At 42.2% G+C, this 23,639-nt stretch carries 19 protein-coding genes and 1 pseudogene; 17 read left to right on the top strand and 3 right to left on the bottom strand.

The genetic code is table 11. The features are described 5' to 3' along the window. Positions 1–12 precede the first annotated feature (12 nt). The 8 genes from L5M28_RS02830 to L5M28_RS02795 all read left to right on the top strand — a co-directional run bounded on the left by L5M28_RS02830 (position 13) and on the right by L5M28_RS02795 (position 7,665). Entirely contained in the window at positions 13–750 is a 738-nt protein-coding gene (locus L5M28_RS02830) for a protein phosphatase CheZ (protein ID WP_263202401.1), read from the top strand. A 15-nt stretch (positions 751–765) separates the two neighbouring features. Beyond that, positions 766–3,009, top strand: a complete 2,244-nt coding sequence (locus tag L5M28_RS02825) for a chemotaxis protein CheA (protein ID WP_263202399.1) — start codon at positions 766–768, stop codon at positions 3,007–3,009. Between the two features lie 20 nt (positions 3,010–3,029). Then, positions 3,030–4,157 carry a chemotaxis response regulator protein-glutamate methylesterase gene (locus L5M28_RS02820; RefSeq protein ID WP_263202398.1) on the top strand — a complete coding sequence of 376 codons (1,128 nt, stop codon included), beginning with the start codon at positions 3,030–3,032 and terminating at the stop codon, positions 4,155–4,157. 13 nt (positions 4,158–4,170) lie between these two features. Beyond that, complete coding sequence (locus L5M28_RS02815) at positions 4,171–4,692, top strand: membrane anchored protein in chemotaxis locus (protein WP_263202419.1); 522 nt, start codon at positions 4,171–4,173, stop codon at positions 4,690–4,692. Between the two features lie 71 nt (positions 4,693–4,763). Next, the gene (locus L5M28_RS02810; protein WP_028761170.1) at positions 4,764–5,555 is read left to right on the top strand and encodes a ParA family protein; all 792 of its coding nucleotides are present in this window, start codon (positions 4,764–4,766) and stop codon (positions 5,553–5,555) included. Then, positions 5,539–6,534, top strand: a complete 996-nt coding sequence (locus L5M28_RS02805) for a chemotaxis protein CheW (protein WP_168824448.1) — start codon at positions 5,539–5,541, stop codon at positions 6,532–6,534. The genes L5M28_RS02810 and L5M28_RS02805 overlap by 17 nt, the downstream gene beginning before the upstream one ends. Before the next feature lie 7 nt (positions 6,535–6,541). Next, positions 6,542–7,036, top strand: coding sequence for a chemotaxis protein CheW (locus L5M28_RS02800; RefSeq protein WP_006082380.1), 495 nt, complete (start codon positions 6,542–6,544; stop codon positions 7,034–7,036). Between the two features lie 230 nt (positions 7,037–7,266). Beyond that, on the top strand, positions 7,267–7,665 hold the full coding sequence (locus L5M28_RS02795) for a DUF2802 domain-containing protein (RefSeq protein WP_028761168.1): 399 nt from the start codon (positions 7,267–7,269) through the stop codon (positions 7,663–7,665). A gap of 53 nt (positions 7,666–7,718) precedes the next feature. Here L5M28_RS02795 and L5M28_RS02790 read toward each other — a convergent pair whose 3' ends face one another. Both L5M28_RS02790 and L5M28_RS02785 read right to left on the bottom strand, forming a co-directional pair. Next, the gene (locus tag L5M28_RS02790) at positions 7,719–8,027 is read right to left on the bottom strand and encodes an EscU/YscU/HrcU family type III secretion system export apparatus switch protein (RefSeq protein ID WP_028761167.1); all 309 of its coding nucleotides are present in this window, start codon (positions 8,025–8,027) and stop codon (positions 7,719–7,721) included. A 61-nt stretch (positions 8,028–8,088) separates the two neighbouring features. After that, entirely contained in the window at positions 8,089–9,996 is a 1,908-nt protein-coding gene (locus L5M28_RS02785; RefSeq protein WP_263202397.1) for a hypothetical protein, read from the bottom strand. A 219-nt stretch (positions 9,997–10,215) separates the two neighbouring features. On the opposite strand from L5M28_RS02785, the gene L5M28_RS02780 reads away from it, so the two are divergent. Together L5M28_RS02780 and L5M28_RS02775 are read left to right on the top strand one after the other, a co-directional pair. Next, positions 10,216–11,001: a VacJ family lipoprotein gene (locus L5M28_RS02780; RefSeq protein ID WP_219233968.1), complete on the top strand. Its 786-nt coding sequence runs from the start codon at positions 10,216–10,218 to the stop codon at positions 10,999–11,001. A gap of 121 nt (positions 11,002–11,122) precedes the next feature. Beyond that, on the top strand, positions 11,123–12,226 hold the full coding sequence (locus L5M28_RS02775) for a response regulator (protein WP_198572616.1): 1,104 nt from the start codon (positions 11,123–11,125) through the stop codon (positions 12,224–12,226). Between the two features lie 118 nt (positions 12,227–12,344). Here the strand turns inward: L5M28_RS02775 and L5M28_RS02770 are convergent, their stop codons facing one another. Further along, positions 12,345–13,850 carry a peptide MFS transporter gene (locus L5M28_RS02770; RefSeq protein ID WP_263202394.1) on the bottom strand — a complete coding sequence of 502 codons (1,506 nt, stop codon included), beginning with the start codon at positions 13,848–13,850 and terminating at the stop codon, positions 12,345–12,347. Between the two features lie 473 nt (positions 13,851–14,323). Here L5M28_RS02770 and rfaH point away from each other — a divergent pair, with 473 nt between their 5' ends. From rfaH to rfbA, 7 genes and pseudogenes are all read left to right on the top strand, one after another. Continuing rightward, complete coding sequence (gene rfaH, locus L5M28_RS02765; RefSeq protein WP_263162273.1) at positions 14,324–14,830, top strand: transcription/translation regulatory transformer protein RfaH; 507 nt, start codon at positions 14,324–14,326, stop codon at positions 14,828–14,830. 924 nt (positions 14,831–15,754) lie between these two features. After that, complete coding sequence (locus L5M28_RS02760) at positions 15,755–18,493, top strand: SLBB domain-containing protein (protein WP_263202393.1); 2,739 nt, start codon at positions 15,755–15,757, stop codon at positions 18,491–18,493. Positions 18,494–18,748: 255 nt separating this feature from the next. Beyond that, a pseudogene (locus tag L5M28_RS02755) lies at positions 18,749–19,195 on the top strand (four helix bundle protein). A gap of 304 nt (positions 19,196–19,499) precedes the next feature. After that, complete coding sequence (locus L5M28_RS02750; protein ID WP_263202391.1) at positions 19,500–20,465, top strand: Wzz/FepE/Etk N-terminal domain-containing protein; 966 nt, start codon at positions 19,500–19,502, stop codon at positions 20,463–20,465. A 97-nt stretch (positions 20,466–20,562) separates the two neighbouring features. After that, positions 20,563–21,552, top strand: coding sequence for an exopolysaccharide biosynthesis polyprenyl glycosylphosphotransferase (locus L5M28_RS02745; RefSeq protein ID WP_263202390.1), 990 nt, complete (start codon positions 20,563–20,565; stop codon positions 21,550–21,552). Positions 21,553–21,584: 32 nt separating this feature from the next. Further along, the gene (gene rfbB, locus L5M28_RS02740) at positions 21,585–22,706 is read left to right on the top strand and encodes a dTDP-glucose 4,6-dehydratase (protein ID WP_263202388.1); all 1,122 of its coding nucleotides are present in this window, start codon (positions 21,585–21,587) and stop codon (positions 22,704–22,706) included. Positions 22,707–22,778: 72 nt separating this feature from the next. After that, entirely contained in the window at positions 22,779–23,639 is an 861-nt protein-coding gene (gene rfbA, locus L5M28_RS02735) for a glucose-1-phosphate thymidylyltransferase RfbA (protein ID WP_263202387.1), read from the top strand.

The following is a 23,639-nucleotide window of genomic DNA, read 5'->3' as shown; positions in this document are numbered from 1 at the left end:
CAAGGATGAGCTATGAAGTCACAAACATCAGGGCTCATCACGCTCGAGCAAGCTCAGCATTTAGTTGAATTATTAAGTGCAGGTGAGCAAAGTCAGGCAGATGATTTATTTCGGGAGCTTGCTGCTCCACTGCAACGAGAATTATTCGAAGAAGTAGGTAAATTAACTCGGCAACTTCATAGTGCGCTGATGGATTTTCAAGTTGATAATCGTCTTGCTGAATTAGCCAATACAGAGATCCCCGATGCCAAGCAACGTTTAAATTACGTTATTGACATGACCGAACAAGCTGCAAATAAAACCATGGATGCGGTTGAAGAATGTTTACCTTTGGCTAATGCCGTGACTGTAAATATTCAAAATGTCATGCCATCTTGGGACAGATTAATGCGACGCGAGATAGCGCTGGCTGAATTTAAGGGCCTTTGTCACGATGTACAAGACCTTATGTCTCGTAGTGCAAATGACTCGACTCGATTACGTGAATTGCTTAATCAAATTTTGATGGCGCAAGATTTTCAAGACTTAACAGGACAAATAATACGTCGTGTTATTGATCTAGTAATGGAAGTAGAAAGTAATCTGGTTTCTATGCTGACGGTATTTGGTGAGCAACCTATGATTGAAAGTCAGATTGCTCAGAAAAATAATATTGAAGCAGAAGGCCCGATAATGAATGCCGAGCTTCGTCAAGATGTGGTAACGGGTCAAGACGAAGTGGATGATCTTCTATCGAGTCTGGGTTTCTAACTGGGAGTCAATTTGATGGCCTTTGATGTAGATGAAGAGATACTCCAGGACTTTTTAATCGAAGCCGGTGAAATTTTAGAGCTTCTGCAAGAGCAACTCGTTGCGCTTGAAAATAATCCTGATGATACTAACTTGCTGAACGCCATTTTCCGAGGTTTTCATACCGTTAAAGGTGGTGCTGGCTTTCTTAGCTTAACTCCCATGGTTGATGTTTGTCATGAGGCTGAGAATACCTTCGATTTATTGCGGACAGGCAAGCGTAGCGTTAACGCAGAGTTGATGGATATTATTTTGCAGGCTGTTGATGCAATTAATACCATGTTTGCGCAAACCCAGCAGGGCGAGCAACAAGATCCCGCCGATTCAGGTTTGTTAGCGAGACTTAAAATGCTCAGTTCAGGTGCGCCTTTGCCATCTGAAGTCGCTTCTGCCAAGGTTGTAGAGCCAGAACCTGTTGTTGAAGTCATTATTGATACTCCTACTCTTCAAGAAATCCCTGCTGACATAAGTGATAACTCATCTTCCATTGAAAATACGTCTTCAAGTATCGATGATATCAATGATGCTGAATTTGAAGCTTTATTGGATGCGCTTCATGGTTCAGGAAAGGGACCTGCGGTCGCTGCTACCACATTTGTATCTGAGCCTGTTGCTGTCAAGCCTGCTGCACCAATTAAAACACCTTCAACATCAGGTGATGACATCACTGATGATGAGTTCGAGGCGTTACTGGATGAACTTCATGGCTCAGGTAAATTTAAAGCTGAGGCTGAAGTGCCTGTTAAGCCTAAGGTTGTGGCAACACCTGCGCCTCAACCGATTGTAGATGCTGATGAAATTACCGATGATGAGTTTGAGCGATTACTCGACGAACTCCACGGCAAAGGCGGAGCACCTGCGAAAGCCGAAGTCAAAGCGCCTACACCCCCTGTTTCGACTGTAGCACCTACTGCTGCACCACATGCTCCTGCGCCAGTTAAAGCCGCAGTACCAGCTCCAGTCGTTGCTGCAAAACCTAAGGTGGAAATTGCGGTTGTCGATAAAGCACCTGCTAAGGCTAGCTCTGCGAATGTGCCTCAGGGTGAAACAACAGTACGTGTAGATACCGCACGACTCGACCAGATCATGAATATGGTGGGTGAGTTAGTGTTAGTGCGTAATCGATTGGTGAGCTTAGGCATCAGCCGTGATGATGAGGAAATGTCGAAAGCTCTTGCGAACTTAGATCTCGTTACTGCCGATTTGCAAGGCGCTGTGATGAAAACCCGTATGCAACCGATCAAGAAAGTGTTTGGTCGTTTCCCTCGGGTGGTACGTGATCTTGCTCGTACACTAAACAAAGAAATTGATTTGATCATGGTCGGTGAAGAAACTGACTTAGATAAAAACCTCGTTGAAGCGCTTGCCGATCCACTCGTCCACTTAGTGCGTAACTCTGTGGACCATGGTATCGAGATGCCAAATGAGCGTGAAGCAAGTGGTAAGCCAAGAACGGGAACGATTACCTTATCAGCAAGTCAGGAAGGCGACCATATACTGCTGAAAATCGAAGACGATGGCGCAGGCATGGATCCTGAAAAACTCAAAAAAATCGCCATAAATCGTGGTGTGCTCGATGAAGATTCTGCTTCGCGGATGACAGACAGCGAAGCCTATAATTTGATTTTTGCACCAGGTTTTTCAACTAAAGTTGAGATTTCAGATATTTCAGGCCGTGGTGTTGGGATGGACGTGGTAAAAACTCGTATCACCCAACTTAATGGCACTGTACATATTGATTCCATGAAAGGTAAGGGAACGATACTTGAGATTAAAGTACCGTTAACACTGGCGATTATGCCTACCTTAATGGTCGATGTCGCTAAACAAGTGTTCGCATTACCTCTATCTAGCGTGAATGAGATTTTCCATCTCGATCTCACAAAAACCAATATTGTTGATGGGCAACTGACAGTCATAGTGCGTAATAAGGCCGTACCTTTGTTCTATTTGGAACACTGGCTACATAGAAACAAAACGACCTTTAAACATGGCGATAAAAAGCATGGTCATGTGGTTATCGTGCAATTAGGCATGATGCAAATTGGTTTTGTAGTGGATGCCTTAATAGGACAAGAAGAGGTTGTTATTAAACCTCTTGGCGCTATGTTACATGGCACTCCTGGGATGGCTGGTGCGACAATTACATCGGATGGTGGTATTGCACTGATCTTAGATGTTCCTGGATTGCTAAAGCATTATGCGAAAAGTAAGAATTAGTTTCCAAGCTAAGGAATGGAATGGCCATTAAAGTATTAGTCGTTGATGACTCAAGTTTTTTCAGACGACGTGTTAGTGAAATAGTCAATCAAGATCCTGAACTGGAAGTTATCGCGACGGCCTCAAATGGGGCCGAAGCGGTGAAGTTGGCTGCTGAGCTTAATCCCCAAGTTATCACTATGGATATTGAGATGCCTGTCATGGATGGTATTACTGCTGTTCGTGAAATCATGGCTAAGTGTCCGACTCCGATCTTGATGTTTTCTTCTTTAACCCATGATGGCGCTAAAGCAACGTTAGACGCTTTAGATGCTGGTGCATTAGATTTTCTACCTAAACGTTTTGAAGATATTGCGACCAACAAAGATGATGCCATTTTATTGTTGCAACAAAGAGTTAAGGCATTGGGACGACGCAGAATGTTTCGTCCGATTGCACGTCCTGTGGTCGCGTCAACACCTAGTGTGCGTCCAACAGGTAGCGTTTTAGGTACAACGAGTATATCGGCTCATACGCCTGTCGCAGCTCCTGTTAGAACGTCAACGGCAACGACGATTCGTGCAAGTGGTAAGCAGTATAAATTATTGCTGATCGGTACATCTACTGGTGGTCCGGTTGCGCTGCAAAAAATACTCACGCAGTTTCCAGCAAACTATCCGCACCCAATTCTATTAATTCAGCATATGCCAGCAGCTTTTACCCCTGCATTTGCGAGTCGTTTAAATGGCTTATGTAAAATTGAAGTAAAAGAGGCCGCTAATGGCGATCTTCTTAAACCGGGTTGTGCATATTTAGCGCCAGGTGGTATGCAAATGATGGTTGAACGTACTGGAGCAAGTAGCCGATTAAAAGTTATCGCTGGCAGTGCTGATATGAATTATAAGCCCTGTGTGGATATCACCTTTGCTTCTGCTTCTAAAGCCTTTAGTGGTGATGTGCTTGCTGTTGTATTAACGGGCATGGGGGCAGATGGCAGAGAAGGCGCGCGGATGTTGAAAGCTGTAGGCGCTACCATTTGGGCGCAAGATGAAGCCAGTTGTGTGGTTTATGGTATGCCACAAGCCGTTGCGAGTGCAGGGATTGCCACCCAGTCGATAGCCTTAGACAACATGGCCGAATGTATTTTAAAAGAGTCTGTTCGTGTCTAAAAACCAATATCCGATGAGCACAAATAGTGTGCTCATCATCTTGTTGATGGGCATAGCCATTTTGGTTCTTGGTGCCTTAAGCCTTGATTACAAGCGTAAGAATAGTTTGCTGCAGGCGGATGTAAAACGTTTGGAATCGACTCAGGTGCTGTTAATGGTACCTGACGAACAGGCTGAGGCCATTGCAACTTGGTTAGCGTCTCATCCCGATCAGACTAAAGCAATGTTGCAATTAGTGGCTCCTGGTGAGCAGAAGGCTGTAGCGATTGGTCCTGAGCCGGTACAAAATAGCATTCCGCCTTTGCTGGGCAAACCAGATACTGAAATAGATACGGCGAAGGAAAAAACTAATCTGGAATCCTCTATTCCTAAACAGCTTCAAGCGCCAGAAAAAGAGGTTAAAGCTGTTTCTCAGACAATTGCCCCCCAAAATGCAGAGATGCTGCCCGTGGTGATATCTGAGAATGCCGATGGTGTCAAAGTGATTAGTTTGCCCAATGGCGGCATTCGAGTCACGACCAGAAAAGAGCAGTAATTTTTAGAATTTGTTAACTCACAATTTTCTAGTTCATTAGCGTATTAACCAGTATAGATAGGGGTCACTTCTTGAAAGTCTGGACCATAGCGAATCAAAAAGGTGGCGTAGGTAAAACCACGACGGTAGCGAGTTTAGCGGGAACATTAGCTAAGCGTGGTAAGCGTGTTCTTATGATAGATACCGATCCACATGCTTCGTTAGGTTATTACTTAGGTATTGATTCTGAAGAGGTTCCAGGCTCGTTGTTTGATGTTTTTCTTGCCCATAAAAACCTTTCTAAGGAACTCGTTTTATCCCATGTAGTGCCAACCTTAGTCGATGGTTTGGATTTATTGCCTGCAACTATGGCATTGGCTACCTTAGATAGAGCCTTAGGTCATCAAGAGGGAATGGGATTAGTACTACGTAATTTATTAGCACTGGTTGCTGATGATTATGATGTTGCTATCGTTGATTGTCCACCCGTACTCGGGGTATTAATGGTCAATGCGCTTGCGGCAAGTCAGCATATCATTATTCCTGTGCAGACGGAGTTTCTTGCCATTAAAGGGCTAGAGCGGATGATTAAAACGATGGAGTTAATGGGCCGATCTAAGAAGACGCGCTACAGTTACACTGTTGTGCCAACCATGTACGATAAACGCACCAAAGCATCACCTGCGGCTTTGCAAGTTCTTGGTGCAGAATACAGTGATACTTTGTGGAAAGACGTTATTCCAGTAGACACAAAGTTTAGAGATGCCAGTTTGGCACATTTACCAGCATCGCATTATGCGAGTGGTTGCCGCGGCGTTAAAGCCTATGAAAGATTATTAGATTTCTTATTAGTTGGGGAGTTTGGCCATGTCAAAATCGGTTGATGAAACTGTTTTTGATTTTTTCGCATTATTGCTGCAGGAAGACGACAGTCCAAACCAGATTGTTTCCCCTCAAAGCATTGTAAAAGCAGACTCAAATCAAAATGTTGCCGTTAATCAAACAGAGGCAGCATTGCTCGATGCGGCAATTTTGGCTGAAAATGGTCGCACTGCAGCACCGCAGAATGTAGAGAAGGCCATAACGCCTACTGCGCAGTTGCAGCCAAAAGCGGCGCCAAGACAACATGAGTTTGTTGCTCCGGTAAGCCAGGTTGTAGCTCAAGTGAATAAGCAAGCGTTAGAGAAATTACTCGCGCCAGTACTAAAGACTGCAAGGTTAGAACCGATACCACCTTCAGTAGAGATAGCGCCACCTATTGATGTTCAACCTGTTGTGGTAGAAGTACCACAAGCTCAGCCTGTTGTTAATGAAACCGTTGTTGATGAAATCGTTGAGCCAGTGGTTGTGCCAGAAACACAAGTCGGCATTACGCCTCCTAGTGTGACAAAAGATTTGCAAGAAGTGCTCGATGATGAGTTTCAGGTACTATTCTTTAAAGTAGCAGGGCTAACATTGGCTGTGCCTTTAGTGAGTTTAGGCGGAATAGTAAAAGTTGAGCGGATAAACCACATCTTTGGTCGACCCGCATGGTTTCTTGGTGTACAGACGCATAGGGAGGAGCAATTGAACATTGTTGATACTTGTGCGTGGGTTATGCCAGAAAAATACACAGATAAACTGGCGCAATCAGTAAATTATCAATATCTTGTATTATTAGAAGGCAGTAACTGGGGATTGACTTGTGAGTCCTTGGTCAATGCGGTAAAAATTAATAAGTCGCAAGTCAACTGGCGTAGTCAAGCGGGTAAACGCCCTTGGTTAGCGGGTGTAGTGAAAGAACAGATGTGTGGCATTTTGCACGTACAAGCCTTAGTTGAAATGCTTAATGCGGGTTTAGGTTGTCAGGACTCAATTGGTTGAGGTAAACATGAAAGATACAAGAAATGTAGCAGCAGTCGCTGCAAGTAAAGATGATGCAGTATTACAATGGGTTACCTTTAAGTTGGACCATGAAACTTACGGTATCAACGTAATGCAAGTGCAGGAAGTGCTGCGTTATACTGAAATAGCTCCTGTACCCGGTGCCCCCTATTATGTACTAGGCATCATTAACTTACGTGGTAATGTCGTTACTGTAATTGATACCCGCTCACGTTTTGGATTGCAGTCTGCTGAAGTTGATGATTCAACTCGAATCGTTATCATCGAAGCTGAAAAGCAGGTCATTGGTATCTTAGTTGATAGTGTTGCAGAAGTGGTTTATTTGCGCCGCTCTGAAATTGACAATGCGCCTAATGTTGGAACGGAAGAGAGTGCTAAGTTTATTCAAGGCGTGAGCAACCGCGACAATGAATTACTTATCTTAGTTGATCTCGACAAATTATTGTCCGACGAAGAATGGGCCGAGTTGACTCAGATCTAATCAATGAGTGTGATAAGGCTGAATGATTAGAATTCATTCAGCCATTTTGTTTATTTGCGAATAAATCGATGATGTTGGGTATTTACGATTTATGGGTAGACGAAGTCTTTTTATCATAGCTTGAACAATGGCCAATTATATTGGTGACGTTAAGTGAGCACTTTGGAATAGATAACTCAATTGTAAGCCAGCTCCAAATCTATGGCTTTGAGTGAGTATAAGGATTTTTGATGGGCGATGAATTTTTGATCGCAGCGTTAGTCTATGTCATCGCATGCTTAGGGTTAGTACTCTTTTTACAAAAGCAATTGAGTAAATTAAGAAGCAAAGTTGAGGCATTGACTGTGTTAGTTAAAGAGGGCGATCGGCAGCGAGAGTCTTTTAAACGCGAATTGCAAGAATTACGCAGTGGCACAATCGGTGTAGGCCGTCGTGTTATTGAATTAGAGAAACGCATATTGCAACAGTCTGAACGAATTGAAGAGACGACTCAACAGGATCCACAGGCAAAACTTTATACTCGAGCCATGAAGATGGTCGCGCTTGGTGCTGGCGTCGACGAATTGATTAAGGAATGCGAATTACCTAAAGCTGAAGCCGAGCTGTTGATCCGTCTGCATCGTAAGTAATCGGTAGCCAATTGAACACTAAAAGCTAATTTTTCTGAATTAGCTTTTTTATTTTATGCCTTCTCGACAATTTTTTTATGCATATTATTCCATTGCTCAGGAAATTTACCGTCGAGCATATACACAAATGCAATCAGTTCGGCGATAAGCAGGTAAAGCTCCTTGGGAATTTCCTCTCCTAACTCTAGCAATTGCAAAAAATGGCTCAGATGGGGATCTTGATGGATATAAACGCCGTTAGCCTTAGCTAAGGCAATAATTTCTTCTGCGATAAGCCCTTCACCAGTCGCGACTATTTTAGGAGCGTTACGGCCATCGTAGCTCAGTGCGACAGCTTGTTTAGGTTCACTCTCTTCGCTCATATCGTTATTTCCAATGTTTTGTATAATGAACTCAATATTAGTGTTGGAACATTGTCACTCATTAAGCTTTTGTCTTTACGAGGAAATGATCACCAGGTAATAAGGTTGCTGGTACTTGCGCTATTTGAGTTGATAGTTCACCAGGCGTAAAACCCAGTTGTGATAGTTTTTGGCTTAAGGGCGTTAAAAAGTTATTAACCTTATTAAGTAGTATCTGACTATTGCCTTTAAACTGGATATCTAATTGTTGATTGTGGTTTTGGGCTGAAATCAGCAGAGGTCCTTGTGCTAGATTAAACTTCAGTTGTAAACGCCATCCAGTTTTTTTATCTGGGTCATCAGGATCGGCTTCTTGCTCAAATTTCCCTTCCAGTTGCTCCTGTCGTTGGTTAATGCCATAGGGCAGGGCGAAGAACCACACCAAATTGCCAGCGCTCTCATTACTTGCCTGTTGGTATAAATGCAGGTTAGAGGCTAATAGTCCCATGCTATCAAGGCCTCCTGCTTTGCTCAGTTGCCCAAGAAGTTTAGTGGAGAAGCCCACTTTAGCTTGTAACTGTTCAAGGTAGTCGGCAAGCTTTTTGCTCACGGAATTCGAATTGTTATTGGCTTTAAAGCCAAGTAGCAGCTGAAAAAGTGAGGTTATTGCACTCCCATTCATGAGCATTGAGGCTTGATTTGATTGAGGCGTAGCAAGATTTAGACTCGCTAGACCGAGAATATTGGCTTTGAGTTCATCGATATCATTTAATTGGCTCAGTGGTGGCAGCCCTAAATGCGGTAGGTGTTTCAATAACTCAGATGCTAAATTCGAGCTGCTATTAGAACGAGATAACTCAATAGGAAGTGCCCCCGCTTTATTGAACGCTTTTTGTAAGACATCAGCCACTTTTATCGAAGTGTCAGTCTTAGCATCATTGTCTTGTTGTTCACTCTTTTGGCTACTGGATCCTAAAATATTATTAAGTTTGTTTATGTCTGTAGGACTCACACTTAGGATTTCTTGTGATGTTTTTGAGCTTTGAGACAACCCGTTTTTGCTATTTACGTTTTCACCCATTTGTGATGCTGGTGATTGACCCACAAGCCGATTTTCAAGGGCTGAGTTTTGAGTGCTGATCTGACCTAAGTCTTTAGTTGTTGGCGTTATGACTTGCGCGTTAGAGATATTCTGTGAGCCAGTCGCAGTAGGCGCGGATGGAACATCTACTTTACTTTGAAGCTGTATTATATCGACTTTGGCCGTGACAATTTGTTTTGTGGGCTCAGGTAGAAAGTTGATATTTTCGAGTTTTTTTAGAAAGGACGCAATGATCTGGGCTGGTTCAATTTTCGCGATCACAAGATCAGAAGATGGTTTATTTGTGGGAACCTGAGTTTCATTTACTGGCGTCCCAATTATGATTTCGAGTTTGCTCTGTATTGGGGTGAGTAATAAAATAGGGCGCCCTTGTTGAAAGGCTATTTTCGCGATGAATTCACCTTGATTCAGCTGGGGTCCAGGATCTTGTGCTACAACGGTACCATTAGCAAATTGAAACTCCTTGTTAACTATAGTGACGTTGGGTAATGGATAGCCCTGTGTGCGAGCCGCGAGCGTTGAAAGCTGCGTCTGAGAGATGCCATTTTGTTGCGCAAGATTGATCACTGCCTCAGGAATTTTCAGTACGAGAGGTGTAGTTAATGCAAGCAGTTGGCTAGTTGAGTTTTGCACTATCGTAGTTGGAGTTGAGCTGTTCTGCGCATTGGGCGTGACTAAAAAGCTATTAGCAGTCAACAATATTTGCCGCTGTTGAGCATTAACTAGCTTTAAATTATATTCTGTACCGTTTAGAATAATACTATCTCCCTCAGGTGATGTTTGCACCTGAGCCGGAATGGGGCGTGGAGTAGCATTGAGGGCATCAGTGTTAGCCATCGCAGTGTGTAACTGCGAATTTTGACTGCTGACAAGTGGAATCGACTCCATTTAATGACCTTATATAGTTTATCCTGCGATACATTCGTTTAGTAAAATTAACAATTGACCAATTTTTTTTGCCAAGTATGCTTATGCGCCTTGTGACAAAGGAACTGTTATACTGGATAGTATGCCACTAAGACGAATTATCTTTATATCGTCATTTTTGTATTGTCACTTTAGCGAAAATTTGATGTCTAAACTGTACATTTATATTAAGAGAGCGATATGAAGTTAAAATGGATGGGATTATCTTTGGGGTTAATGCTGTTGCCTAAAGTGCAATCGGCTGAAGTATCCCTACCAGATACCATTCAGCAGGAAACACCTGCTAAGGTACAAATTACCTATGATGATCCCCGCGATCCGTTCGAAGGCTTTAACCGAGCGATGTGGGACTTCAATTATCTCTACCTAGATAGATATTTATATCGTCCTGTAGCCCATGGTTATAACGATTATATTCCTACGCCTGCTAAAACAGGTATCAATAACTTTGTGCAGAATTTAGAGGAACCTAGCAGCTTAGTAAACAATGTGTTGCAGGGTAAGTGGGGCTGGGCAGCTAATGCTGGTGGACGCTTTACAATCAATTCTACTGTCGGCTTATTAGGTGTCATTGATGTCGCTGACATGATGGGTATGAGCCGCAAGCAAGATGAGTTTAATGAAGTGCTGGGTTATTATGGGGTGCCTAATGGACCTTACTTCATGGCGCCTTTTGCGGGTCCTTATGTTGTGCGAGAACTCGCGTCTGATTGGGTTGATGGTCTATACTTCCCATTGTCTGAGTTAACAATGTGGCAATCCATTGTTAAATGGGGACTTAAAAACCTTCATTCTAGAGCATCAGCAATCGATCAAGAGCGACTTGTTGATAATGCACTCGATCCTTATGCCTTTGTCAAAGATGCATATTTACAACACATGGACTATAAAGTCTATGATGGTAATGTCCCTCAAAAGCAAGATGATGATGAGTTGCTCGATCAGTATATGCAGGAGCTTGAGTAACCCTATTGGCCGTACTTGACAGCATTTGTCTTTAGTCATCAAATGCTCGCCTTGTTAAATTTTGTTATTGGCATATTCACTTGAGTAATGGCTATGCGATGAACTTTATTCGGGAACCTTTATGGCGTTAAATGGTGTTGCGGTTCTTTTAGTTGAAGATGACCCCGTGTTTAGGCAGATTGTTGCAAGCTTTCTCGATAGCAGAGGTGCGCAAGTCACACAAGCCTGTGATGGTGAACAAGGATTGTCAGTTTTTAAATCGCAGCGCTTCGATATTGTCCTTGCAGACTTGAGTATGCCTAAGCTCGGTGGGCTCGATATGCTTAAGGAAATGACAAGGTTAGCACCTTTAGTGCCTTCTATCGTGATCTCGGGTAATAATGTCATGGCTGACGTCGTTGAAGCCTTACGCATTGGCGCAAGTGATTATCTCGTTAAGCCAGTATCTGATTTATTTATTATTGAACAAGCCATTAAACAAAGCCTTCATAGTTCCTACATTGATGATACTCAAGCCGCAGATTTTGACGCGCTATCCCACCAAGAATTAAGTGATAATCTAGCATTGCTTGAGCAAAGTGTTGCTGCGGCAAAACAAGTTCAGCAACAACTCTTTCCCGCTTCAAATATTAGTTATCCGGCAGCCAAGGTTGACTATAGCCTTTATAAAAATAGCGATATAAGCAGTTATTTCATTGATTCAACTATGGTAGGTAGTGATTACCTGATTATGTACATGGCCCATTTGTACCCAGAGGATAATCGAGCCGCGTTTGCTTGCGTTCTGCTGAGAAGTTTTGTTAATCAGAAGCTCAAAGATTTTAGAAATGGTCAGAGTCAGAGCATTATTGAGCCCTTTAACATGATGAGCTATTTGAACGAGCGTTTAGTGAAATCTGGTCTCGATATTAAAGCCGATATGATTTACGTTGCTATTGAGCTAACTAAGTACCGTGCTGCTATTGCACAGGCGGGTAAGGGGCTGCGTTGTTATCTGCGTAATGACGAGGGATTAAGCCCGTTAGCACTGTCTGAGAGCCTGCAGCTTGGCGTGTTAGATTGGGGTAAACCGAGCATTCAGTTCCGCAGTATTTTACCGCAAGAACAGTTATGTATTGCGACAAGTGAGCCTGAGCATAAACAAGCTTTACTTGATAACAAGTTTAAGGGCTTAGTCTATGATGCAACGCTACCCGCAGGTGGTTTTCTACAGTTAAGCCTTTAGTTTTTTTGACGCTTTGGCGAAATTGAGTATATAACCGAATAGCTGACTTAACAAAAACGCCTTACTCTTGCGAGTAAGGCGTTTTGTTTTAACAGTGAAAAACAGTTGAACAGGATAATTAACGTTTTATCGCTTCATGTTCAGCCGTCACTGCAATTTCGCTTTCTAAGGCTTCAGCTTCAGTATGATGTTTGGTTTCTGCGCCATGCATCCAATCGACTAATTTGTCAGCCATAAAATACAGGACCACGCCAGACAGGGCCGCTGTAATCGCGATACCAGCAAAAATTGACATAGCATTAGCAAGTTGTTCCTCTTTGCCACCACCGTGACCAATCAAAGAGCCTACGACCCCAGCAACCTTGTTCGCCATCGCAATAAACAGGAACCAAGCGCCCATCATCAAAGAGGCAATACGCAGTGGAGCAAGTTTAGTCACCATAGATAAGCCAATAGGTGACAAACATAATTCACCCATAGTATGGAAGAAATAAGCACCCACTAACCACCACATGCTTGATTTAGCAGTAGGATCGCTACCCATCTCAACCACAGCGCCAATCATGAACAAGAAGCCAATCGCCAATAAGAACAAACCTAAGGCAAATTTCACTGGCGAATTAGGTTCATTTTTACCTAAACGGATCCAGATAGAAGCAATTACAGGGGCAAATAACACAATAAAAATAGCGTTTAACGATTGGAACCAAGTGGTAGGTACTTCAAAGGTGCCAACCATACGATCGGTAAACTCGTTAGTGAACAAGTTCATTAAACCGCCCGCTTGTTCAAAGCCCGCCCAGAAAATAATCGTGAATAAACCCATTACCATGATGACCTTAATACGATCACGTTCGACTTTGGTCAGTGGTTCCTTACGCACTTCGCCTTTCTCTTCCGCTTTTTGTTTTTCAAGCTTAGCGGCTGGCACTCTTCCTATATCGCCTAAGTATTTCTGCGCGAATAAAAATTGGATGATTAAAGAGAAAATCATCCCCACACCCGCACAGAAGAAGCCCGCTTGCCAGTTGTTAACAAACACTTCTTTACCATCGATAATAGAAGCATGGCCGAAGTTAGTGTAGGCCCAAGCGACGATAAAACCTGATAATGCAGCACCTAAGTTGATGCCCATGTAGAAAATCGTAAACGCGCCATCACGACGGTGATCGCCTTCTTCGTAGAGATCGCCCACCATAGTGGAAATGTTTGGCTTGAACAAACCGTTACCCAGAATGAGGGTACCTAGACCAATATAAAATACAGTAGTTTCTAGACCAGGGATCCAGCTATGCGGCGCAGCAAGCAAGAATTGACCTGCGGCCATTAATGCCCCACCAAAATAAATGGCTTTGCGTTGACCCAGTATGTTATCGGCTAACCAACCACCAATAAGTGGTGTCAAGTAAACCAAACCTGTGAATGTGCCGTAAAGTGACAAAGCTTCAGCTTGAGTCCATCCTAAGCCATGTCCACCATCACTTTGCACTCTATCAACGAGATAAAGCACCAAAATGGCACGCATTGCATAATAACTAAATCGTTCCCAAAGTTCTGTTGTAAACAGCAAGAACAATCCCTTGGGATGCCCAAGCATCGTTCCTTGTGGTTTTGCTACGCTCATGAAGTCTTCCACCTTAAGCTCGTGATTGCCTGTGGGCCCCTGAAACAGGATGATGTCACCACAGAAAAATGGTTGTTGCTCGTCCCAATATCGCCTGCAGGTTTTTATCAACCATTAATTCGCGCTATAGCATTCATTAATTGTTGAATAACCGCTAGTTACGTATGGGTTATTGTTACGTTCTTATAATAAAAGTAATGTGTTTAGCAGTAAAATGAGTATTTTCGCTAAAATCCCACCTTATATACCCCTTAAAAGCAACCAAAGTCAATTTTGGTAAGCTAAGTGGTGACATTATCAGCAGTATAGTGTTGTGATTTTAATTATGAATTAGTTAATGTGAGCGTCATTGTATGCATACCGAGCGAGAGACTGGAATAGTCGAAAAATTACTTCCACCGACTTGAGCATCTTTGCTATGATTGCGACCCGTGAATGGACGTCACTTATTTATAGGGTAGTGAGATTAGCTTATGAAGGCATGGTACCTTTTGTATTGTAAACCTCGTAGTGAAGCGAGAGCACAACAGAACTTAACACTTCAAAATTTAGAGACGTATTTGCCTATGGTCTCTGAAGAGAAATCTCAGCGCGGGCGCAAACAAGTCTGTCGTGTACCACTCTTTCCTAATTACTTATTCATCAATTTTGACCCAAGTCAGACAAGTGTCAGGCAGGTCCATTCTACTCGTGGTGTGAATCGAATCGTTAATTGTCAAGAGAAAATGACGCCCATTGACGACAGAATTATCCATGCCATTCGCATGAAAGAACTAACGCCTTCCCAAACAGTATTAGCCGAAGAATTAGAGCTAAAAACGGGGGAGAAAATTCGTTTTACAGATGGTCCCTTTGTTGATCTCGAAGGCATTTTTCAAGAAAAATGCCCAAACAAACGTTGCCATGTTCTTTTTAACATTATGGGGCAGATAAAGACGGTTACTGTACCGCAGCAAAGTGTGGAACGAATTTGTGTTTAAGTGCACAAGTACAAACCTGTTTGTAGGAGTAATGCTGAGTATTCTGTAAGATATTAGCCATTCTTGAAGTTAATAAAATATCTACCAAAGTGACAAGGTGTTTAATATTTACTTAAAAATCAATTTGTTGATTTTGTTTAGGGTTTGTAGTTACATTTTTAAAATGCAACCTGTTAAGGTGTGATCTTAAAAATGGCCGTTTGAACATTAAATGTTCTATCGGTAGTGAATCTTTGAAGTAAGATTCTGTAATCATAAAGTTAGAATATAAGCTCTTATCTTAAGTGTTTACATCCTATGGTTAAGGTATTTTACTAGCGAAACTGAATGAGTGTGGAGCTTAACTATTTCTTGTAACACTGTTTTATGTTAATGAAAAATATGAATTTTCGCATCGCGAAGGGCAATTTAGAAGCCGCAATCTATGGGCGGTAGCGTGTCTGAAAGGTGAGAAACAGCAGGTTAAGCTCTCGAGCAAGAGGCATGGATGCCGAACTGGCATTTATAGAGGGATATGGTTGAAGAATAAATAGTTTCATTTGTTAAGTTAGCGCTGAAGGGCGTTAGGCCCGCAACGATGTGCGCACCAGTTGCATACCTCAACATTAAAAAATTATGTAGGTCGCTCGCAGGTTCATTGCTAGAAATTAGGGCGGCCTGTTGTGATGCAATAAAAACTGCTGCATCTCAGATTATAAAAGTTGTGTAATGGACGTTTTAACTGGGTGGCGTTCTGCTTTTTAGCTTTATCCTTAGCGTTAAGTGAGCTCGCGAACGTTCCGTTATCCGTAAATTCTTCAGTTCTTGCTTTGTCGGCTCTCGCTGCGAAGCGTTCTAGATCCTAGCAGCCATAGTATTATGGTGCCTTTAGAATCTAAAAGTCGCTCTGCGACACCCTGTTTTCAACCCAATCGGAGATATCTGGTGTTACAACAAATCAAAAAATTCATCATAGTAGGCCTTGGCGCCACAATATTGATGGGCGCTCAGGTTCATGCCGTTACGCCATCTCCACAAATGATTGAGCAGTTCAAGCAATTACCTAAATCTGAACAGGCAAGGCTTGCTAAGCAATACGGTATTGATCCTAATATGCTTTCAGGCTCTCAGGCCCAAACTCAGGTTACAAATCCTGAAGTCGTAGGGGAAAGAGACACCAATGCTCGTGTGTCTGATGCCGATAAAAAAGCTACTAAAGCTGAGTTAGATTTTTCTGAAGATCCCAGCAAAATAAAATTGCGTCGTTTCGGTTATGAGATGTTTGCTGGTGAACCTAGCACATTTGCACCTGTGTCAGACGTCCCTGTTCCAGGAGAGTACCTCGTTGGTCCAGGCGATAACATTAAAGTCCAGCTTTATGGTAAAGAAAATAAAGAGTATGACCTCGTCATTAACCGTGAGGGGGTTATTCAGTTCCCTGAACTGGGTCCAATACCTGTCATGGGGCTTAGTTTCTCTGAACTCCGAGACTCTTTATCCCAGCGTATTAGTGAGCAAATGATCGGTATTGAGTCCAACATCACTATGGGTGAGTTGCGCTCGATACGCATTTTTGTGGCCGGTGATGCCTATAAACCTGGTTCGTATACGGTTTCAAGTTTATCAACTATCACTCAGGCTCTGTTTGTCTCTGGTGGTGTTAACGAGATCGGTTCATTACGTAATGTACAGCTGAAACGTAATGGCAAACTAGTTGGTACTTTAGATCTTTATGACCTGTTAATGCGAGGTGATGCATCGGGGGATTTAAGACTCCATTCTGGTGATGTGGTGTTTATTCCTTCTATCGGTGGCCTTGTAAGCGTAACCGGCGAAGTAAGACGCCCTGCCATTTACGAGCTAAAACACAATGAGAGCATGGCTGACGTTATCGCAATGGCCGCTGGGTTAAATACAGGGGCATATCCTAAAAGCAGTTCAATAGAACGTTATAATAGTAAATCTCTGAAAACCATAGTGAATGTAGACTTGACCTCTGAGCAAGGTCGAAATACACCGGCCAAAGCAGGTGACATTGTTCGTGTAAAAAGTGCGTCGGAGCAATACGAGAGTGCCATCACAATAGCCGGGGCTGTTGTTCGTCCGGGTAAATATCAATGGTTTGTCGGTCAAAAAGTGAGTGACGTATTACCTTCTCTATGGGGAGATTTAGCGGCTTCTGCTGATCTCGATTACGCAATCGTGATCCGTGAAGTGAATCAGTACGGTGATATTGAAGTGCATCAATTCTCACCAGGGAAAGCAATTAGTGCTAAAGAAAGTGGCCAAGATCTTAGCTTAAATGCGCGTGATAAAATCATCCTGTTTAATTTTTCAGATGATATACAGAATCGCTATGAGTTAAATAAATTAGTAAAAGAGCGTGTTGAAAAAGTCACTTCTTTAAATACAAGTAATCTTTTAGGTTCAGATTTATTTAAAGCCGGTTTTGTTCAACTCGATAAAACTAAGTTATCGCAACGTACCGATCTTGCTGGTGTAGTACTAACAGATAAGAAAGAGTCTGAAGAGGCTGAGGTTGTTAAAGGTGTAGTCAATAAAATGTTGGCTAATTTATTTGACGATACAGAACTACTTAAACTCAGTAATCAGATGGGTCGTCAAGAGTTACTTTACCCAGTAATGGTTAAATTAAATAGCCAAGGGCGAGCAGGCTCGGGTATTAAAATAGTTGCTATTGATGGACAGGTAAGAGAGCCCGGAGTATATCCACTGACTGTGGGTGCTCGGGTGAATGATTTAGTGATCGCTGCAGGTGGTTTAAAAGAAGGTGCTTATACCGCTAGAGCTGAATTAACCACTACCTCAACCGATATCAATGGCTCGAGAATTAAGCATAATAATCTTGATTTAACACAAGCTTTGCAAGGAATCGAAAGTGCCAATATCCGTTTAACTGGACGTGACATGCTAACAGTGATGACGACTCCGGATTGGCAAGAATCTAAAGTTGTTGAAATCCGAGGCGAAGTAAAATTCCCAGGACGCTATAATATCCGCCGCGGTGAAACACTAAATGATTTAATCGCTCGTGTGGGTGGGTTTACTGAATATGCTTATTTGCCATCAGCCGTATTTGTGCGCGAATCTGTTCGTAAGCAAGAGCAAATAGAGATTAAAAAGTTAGCCGATCAATTGCGTCGAGATATAGCCACACGAGGTGTATCTCAGGATGGCACTATGGTCAATTATGCTGATGCGCAATTGATGTTGGCCGATTTAGAAAATATCAAAGCGGTAGGGCGCCTCGTTGTCGATTTACCTGCAATTTCATTAGGGATTGAACAAGCGAATATACAGCTTGAAGATGCCGATATCCTCTATGTTCCCTCGACCAAGCAAACCATTGCAGTGATGGGAGAGGTTCAGCACCCAGCAACTCACAGATTTAAAGATGGCTTAACTTTGGACCAATATTTAGCTATGTCTGGTGGTGCACGTAAACGCGCTGATGAAGACCGCACTTACGTTATCCAAGCAAATGGTTCAGTACTCATGCCTGGTCGTTCGAGTTGGTTTACTAGTGAAGACCAGTTACAACCGGGTGATACAATTATTGTGCCATTAGATACAGAATATAAAGATAACCTAAGTCTCTGGACACAGATCACGGGTATTATCTATAACACCGCTGTTGCTGTATCAGTTATCGCAGGGCTGTAGAACTAAGGAGCCAGGAACGCCGCTTTGCGGATACAGTATGTCACTACGTGACTTGCGGATAACCGAACGGGCTGAGCCCTTACGGTAAAAGCATTGTCTGTTATCCGTAAGCGCAGCGTTCCGTGAGTGAGACTGCGAACGTTCCGTCAACCGTCAACGTCTTTGCTTTTACCGTTATCTGTAAGCGAAGCGTTCTGTCAACAGTCAACGTTTCCGGTTCCGTCAACCGTGATCGGTTTTAAATTTTTCCAAGGAATGGATATGAAGTTTCAAAAGCTAGAAGTCTGGCAACTTAGTTACGAATTATCATCTTCTATTTATATAGCTACAAAAGACCTCCGAGATTGGGGCTTCAGAGACCAAATTACTCGGTCCGGCCTTTCTGTTCCGTCAAATATTGCAGACAAAAGTGCAGGAGCAACTTTTGAACGATGTGAATTTTTGCCTCGGCCTCGAAGAGGTGAGGTACATGGATGTACCGAATAAGGAATGGAACGTTATGGCGCTAAAGAGCAAATACAGTTTTTATATATTGCTAAAGCTTCGCTTGCGGAATTGATTACGCAAGCAATGATTGGTAAAGATATTGGTTATTTAGAACCAAATTATGTTGATGATTTACTAATGAAAACTGAAAGAATATCCGCCATGCTAGCTGGGTTAATCAAATCGATTAAAGGTCGAAATTCAGAAAATAAATAAGCGCACGCCGCTTTGCGGCTACAGAACGTCACTACGTGACTAACGGATGTTACTAGGATAACGGAACGTCAATACGTGACTCACGGATAACGGAACGGGCTTTGCCTTTACGGTAAGCGAACGACTGCATGGATGCAGGAGGTAGAATAACGCAGGAGCAGTTATCGAGCGTTCCGTGAGTGAGACTGCGAACGTTCCGTCAATCGTCAACCGTCAACGTTCTTAGCTTTGCTTTTACCGTTATCTGCGAGCGAAGCGTTCCGTCAACCGTCTACGAGAACTTACATAACGAGATAAGTTTTAAATGTCTAATGAAATAAACAAATATATACAAGATGCAAAGTTTCCGTCGGCTGTGCAAGATGACGAAATCGATCTTCGTGAGTTATTTGCCGTTATTTGGCAAGGCAAATGGTTAATCATTGCTATTACGGCAGTATTTGCTATTGGTGCGGTTATTTTTGCAATAAAACAACCCAATATCTATAAATCCGAAGCTTTATTAGCCCCAGCATCTGAAGAGCAAGGCGGTGGTTTAAGTGCATTAGCATCGCAGTTTGGCGGCTTAGCTAGCTTAGCTGGGGTAAATTTAGGTGCTAAGGGTGGTACGGATAAAACAGAGCTAGCCATTGAGGTATTAAAGTCACGACAGTTTACCAGTGATTTTATTCAAAGACACAATATCCTCGCCGATTTAATGGCAGTCGAAAAATGGGATAGGGATGCTGATAAATTAATTTATGATCCTAAGCTTTATAATGAGCAAACCAATACTTGGGTACGTGAAGCTAAAGCGCCATTTAAACCAGAACCATCAATGCAGGAGGCCTATAAAGTCTTTAGCAAAATGATTGCTGTTAATAAAGCGAAAGAAACTGGAATGGTCACTATTTCAGTTGAGTATTTATCACCTGCTGTTGCGCAGCAGTGGGTCGCTTGGTTAATCCAAGACATTAACAAAGTAATGAAAGACCGCGATGTAGCTGAGGCGAATCGTAGCAGTGAGTTTTTAAATAAACAAATTGCTTTAACTAATGTGGCAGATATTCGAACCATTTTGTATAAGTTAGTAGAAGAGCAAGCGAAAACTATCATGTTTGCTGAAGTGCGCGACGAATACGTTTTTAAAACTATTGACCCCGCATTAGTGCCTGAAGAAAAGGCAAAACCTAAACGCGCATTAATTTGCGTATTAGGCACTATGCTTGGCAGTATGTTAGGTGTAATGTTTGTTTTAATAAGGCACTTTGCTCGTAAACAGAGTGTATAGAATATCAACGTAGGGTTTCCGCATTTGATTTTAAAGTCATATAGCTGTGCTCTGCATGCCATAGGCCATCCTAATGGTTAACAAATTAGGTCTTTGTATGAATTTACGAGTAAATGAAATAGTAGATGCCGAAGAGTTTCAACCAATTAAAACAGTAATTAAACGTTTTAAGTCAAAACGACAGGTACTAACTCAGGAGGTTATTTATGTCTATTGCCCAAAAGATAGGGAGTTAGAGATAGGTGAGATTATTGATGATTACTCATTCGATATGGTAGTTAATGATTACAGCATTACTGATTTAAGTTGCAAAGTGATTTGCCATTTTGAAAGTGCGCGCTTAACCAAAGAGCAAAGGCAATTCTTGGTTAAGGCTACTGAATTAGGAGCTTGGGTTGAACCTTTGGTCAGTTATCTGGATGAGAGGCTGGGTTATACTGAAGTACGCTTACTCCACAGTGGTTATTTTTTGCACCAAAAAGCATTTTCCATTTTATCTACTAAACGCACCCAACTAGCTAAACGTATAATTGATTTGTTTGCAGCTCTTTTACTTTGTTCTATAGCTATACCTGTCGGGCTGATTACTGCACTAGCTATAAAATTAGAAAGTCCAGGGCCTGTATTTTATAAGCAACGGCGTACTGGGCAATATAATGATGAGTTTGAGGTGATAAAATTCCGCTCTATGCGCAGTGATGCTGAAAAAGCTGGAGCACAATGGGCAACGCAAAATGATATCCGAGTAACTAAAGTGGGTAATTTTATTCGCAAAACGCGTATCGATGAATTACCTCAGATAATCAATATTCTTAGGGGGGAAATGTCAATAGTAGGACCTAGACCCGAGCGCGAAGTGTTTATCGCCGAGTTAGAAAAAGAAATTCCTTATTATCGTTTTCGCCATGCGGTTAAGCCTGGAGTAACAGGGTTAGCCCAAGTCAGTTATCCTTATGGAGCATCAGTTGAGGATGCGGTTTGGAAACATAAATATGATATTTATTATATCAAGCACCATAGCTCATTGTTGGATATTAAAATTTTACTAAAAACGGTCAAAGTTGTGTTATTTGGCATGGGAAGATAGTTCTCCTTCGTTATTTTTTTAGGTCAGACGTAATGAAAATTCTAATAACTGGTGGTGCTGGCTTTATCGGGTCTGCAGTCGTTCGTCATATCATCAACAATACCCAAGATAGCGTAATTAACATCGATAAACTGACTTATGCAGGCAATCTTGAGTCACTTGTAAGCGTGGACAAAAATGAAAGATACGCATTCGAGCAAGTGGATATTTGTGACAGAGCAGAACTAGATAGAGTATTTGCACAGCATCAACCTGATGCAGTTATGCATTTAGCGGCAGAGTCTCATGTCGACCGTTCAATTACAGGTCCATCAGATTTCATTCAGACCAATATTGTTGGTACTTATACACTCCTAGAAGCTACACGTGCTTATTGGAATGTTTTATCTGCGGAAGCAAAGAAAGCCTTTCGTTTTCATCATATTTCTACTGATGAAGTGTATGGCGATTTACCTCACCCTGACGAAGTCATGGTGGGCGCTAATCACAATTCACCAATAACAAGTGACCAGCACTTGCTGCTGTTTACCGAAACAACACCTTATGCTCCTAGCAGTCCGTATTCAGCTTCTAAAGCATCAAGTGATCACTTAGTTCGTGCATGGTTACGTACCTATGGCTTACCTACCATAGTGACTAATTGCTCCAACAACTATGGTCCTTATCACTTCCCTGAAAAGCTGATCCCGCTAGTGATCCTTAATGCACTCGAAGGCAAGCCATTGCCTATTTACGGTAAAGGCGACCAGATCCGCGATTGGTTATATGTCGAAGACCATGCTCGTGCATTATGCAAAGTGGTTACTGAGGGCAAAATTGGTGAAACCTACAATATTGGTGGCCATAACGAGAAACAAAATATTGAGGTAGTCAAAACTATCTGTGCAATCTTGGATGAACTCGCGCCAATGCACGAGCGTGGTTACTCACTCAACACACAGCATTCATCATTAATCACTGAAGTTGCAGATAGACCAGGTCATGATCGCCGCTATGCCATTGATGCATCTAAAATAAGCCGTGAGCTTAATTGGCAACCTCAAGAAACTTTTGAGACAGGCCTTCGTAAAACCGTCGAGTGGTATCTTACTAACCAAGAATGGTGCCAGCATGTTCAAGATGGCAGCTATCAACGTGAGCGCTTAGGCATTTAATCTCTTTTATTATGTTGTTTAAAGCTCAGATTTTTCTTTAAACCTAAGGCCGATTTAGGAACTAATTTTAATATGAAAGGAATTATCCTCGCAGGTGGTTCTGGCACTCGTTTGTACCCTATTACTAAGGGGGTATCAAAGCAGTTATTGCCTGTTTACGATAAACCAATGATTTACTATCCAATTTCTGTACTTATGCTTGCGGGAATTCGGGATATTTTAATTATTACCACGCCAGAGGACCAATCATCATTTCAACGCCTTCTTGGAAACGGTAGCGACTTTGGTATTAATCTGCAATATGCAGTTCAAGCAAGCCCGGATGGTTTAGCACAAGCGTTTATTATTGGTGAAGAGTTTATTGGTAACCATAGCGTGTGTTTAGCTCTTGGGGATAACATTTTTTGGGGACAAGGTTTTTCGCCAATTTTAAAGCGGGCAGCAGAGCGCCAAGTAGGTGCTACGGTTTTTGGTTACCAAGTCAAAGATCCTGAGCGTTTTGGTGTGGTGGAGTTCGATCGAAATCAGAAGGCCATTAGCATAGAAGAGAAACCTATTACCCCAAAATCTAATTTCGCGGTAACTGGGTTATATTTTTATGACAATCGAGTAATTGATATTGCTAAAAAAGTTAAACCCTCAGAACGTGGTGAATTAGAAATCACTAGTATTAATCAAGCCTTTCTTCAAATGGGTGAGTTGAATGTTGAGTTATTAGGTCGTGGTTTTGCTTGGCTCGATACTGGTACTTATGAAAGCCTACATGATGCAGCTTCTTTCGTAGAAACTATCGAAAAACGCCAAGGCTATAAAATTGCCTGTTTAGAGGAGATTGCCTGGCGTAATAAATGGCTAACTCATGAACAAGTAGAAAAAACTGCAAATCTAATGTTCAAGAATAGCTATGGACAATATTTGTTATCACTTTTGTAA

Origin of the sequence: Shewanella sp. SW32 (genome assembly GCF_025653365.1) — a bacterium.
GTDB lineage: Bacteria > Pseudomonadota > Gammaproteobacteria > Enterobacterales > Shewanellaceae > Shewanella > Shewanella oncorhynchi.
Note: the sequence above shows the minus strand (reverse complement) of the source record. Positions and strands in the feature narration are given on the sequence as shown.

Bases quoted from the DNA above. Each gene is read 5' to 3' on its own strand.
- L5M28_RS02830 (WP_263202401.1), top strand. From the start codon at position 13: ATGAAGTCACAAACATCAGGGCTCATCACGCTCGAGCAAGCTCAGCAT.
- L5M28_RS02825 (WP_263202399.1), top strand. From the start codon at position 766: ATGGCCTTTGATGTAGATGAAGAGATACTCCAGGACTTTTTAATCGAA.
- L5M28_RS02820 (WP_263202398.1), top strand. From the start codon at position 3,030: ATGGCCATTAAAGTATTAGTCGTTGATGACTCAAGTTTTTTCAGACGA.
- L5M28_RS02815 (WP_263202419.1), top strand. From the start codon at position 4,171: ATGAGCACAAATAGTGTGCTCATCATCTTGTTGATGGGCATAGCCATT.
- L5M28_RS02805 (WP_168824448.1), top strand. From the start codon at position 5,539: ATGTCAAAATCGGTTGATGAAACTGTTTTTGATTTTTTCGCATTATTG.
- L5M28_RS02800 (WP_006082380.1), top strand. From the start codon at position 6,542: ATGAAAGATACAAGAAATGTAGCAGCAGTCGCTGCAAGTAAAGATGAT.
- L5M28_RS02795 (WP_028761168.1), top strand. From the start codon at position 7,267: ATGGGCGATGAATTTTTGATCGCAGCGTTAGTCTATGTCATCGCATGC.
- L5M28_RS02790 (WP_028761167.1), bottom strand. From the start codon at position 8,027: ATGAGCGAAGAGAGTGAACCTAAACAAGCTGTCGCACTGAGCTACGAT.
- L5M28_RS02785 (WP_263202397.1), bottom strand. From the start codon at position 9,996: ATGGAGTCGATTCCACTTGTCAGCAGTCAAAATTCGCAGTTACACACT.
- L5M28_RS02780 (WP_219233968.1), top strand. From the start codon at position 10,216: ATGAAGTTAAAATGGATGGGATTATCTTTGGGGTTAATGCTGTTGCCT.
- L5M28_RS02775 (WP_198572616.1), top strand. From the start codon at position 11,123: ATGGCGTTAAATGGTGTTGCGGTTCTTTTAGTTGAAGATGACCCCGTG.
- L5M28_RS02770 (WP_263202394.1), bottom strand. From the start codon at position 13,850: ATGAGCGTAGCAAAACCACAAGGAACGATGCTTGGGCATCCCAAGGGA.
- rfaH (WP_263162273.1), top strand. From the start codon at position 14,324: ATGAAGGCATGGTACCTTTTGTATTGTAAACCTCGTAGTGAAGCGAGA.
- L5M28_RS02750 (WP_263202391.1), top strand. From the start codon at position 19,500: ATGTCTAATGAAATAAACAAATATATACAAGATGCAAAGTTTCCGTCG.
- L5M28_RS02745 (WP_263202390.1), top strand. From the start codon at position 20,563: ATGAATTTACGAGTAAATGAAATAGTAGATGCCGAAGAGTTTCAACCA.
- rfbB (WP_263202388.1), top strand. From the start codon at position 21,585: ATGAAAATTCTAATAACTGGTGGTGCTGGCTTTATCGGGTCTGCAGTC.
- rfbA (WP_263202387.1), top strand. From the start codon at position 22,779: ATGAAAGGAATTATCCTCGCAGGTGGTTCTGGCACTCGTTTGTACCCT.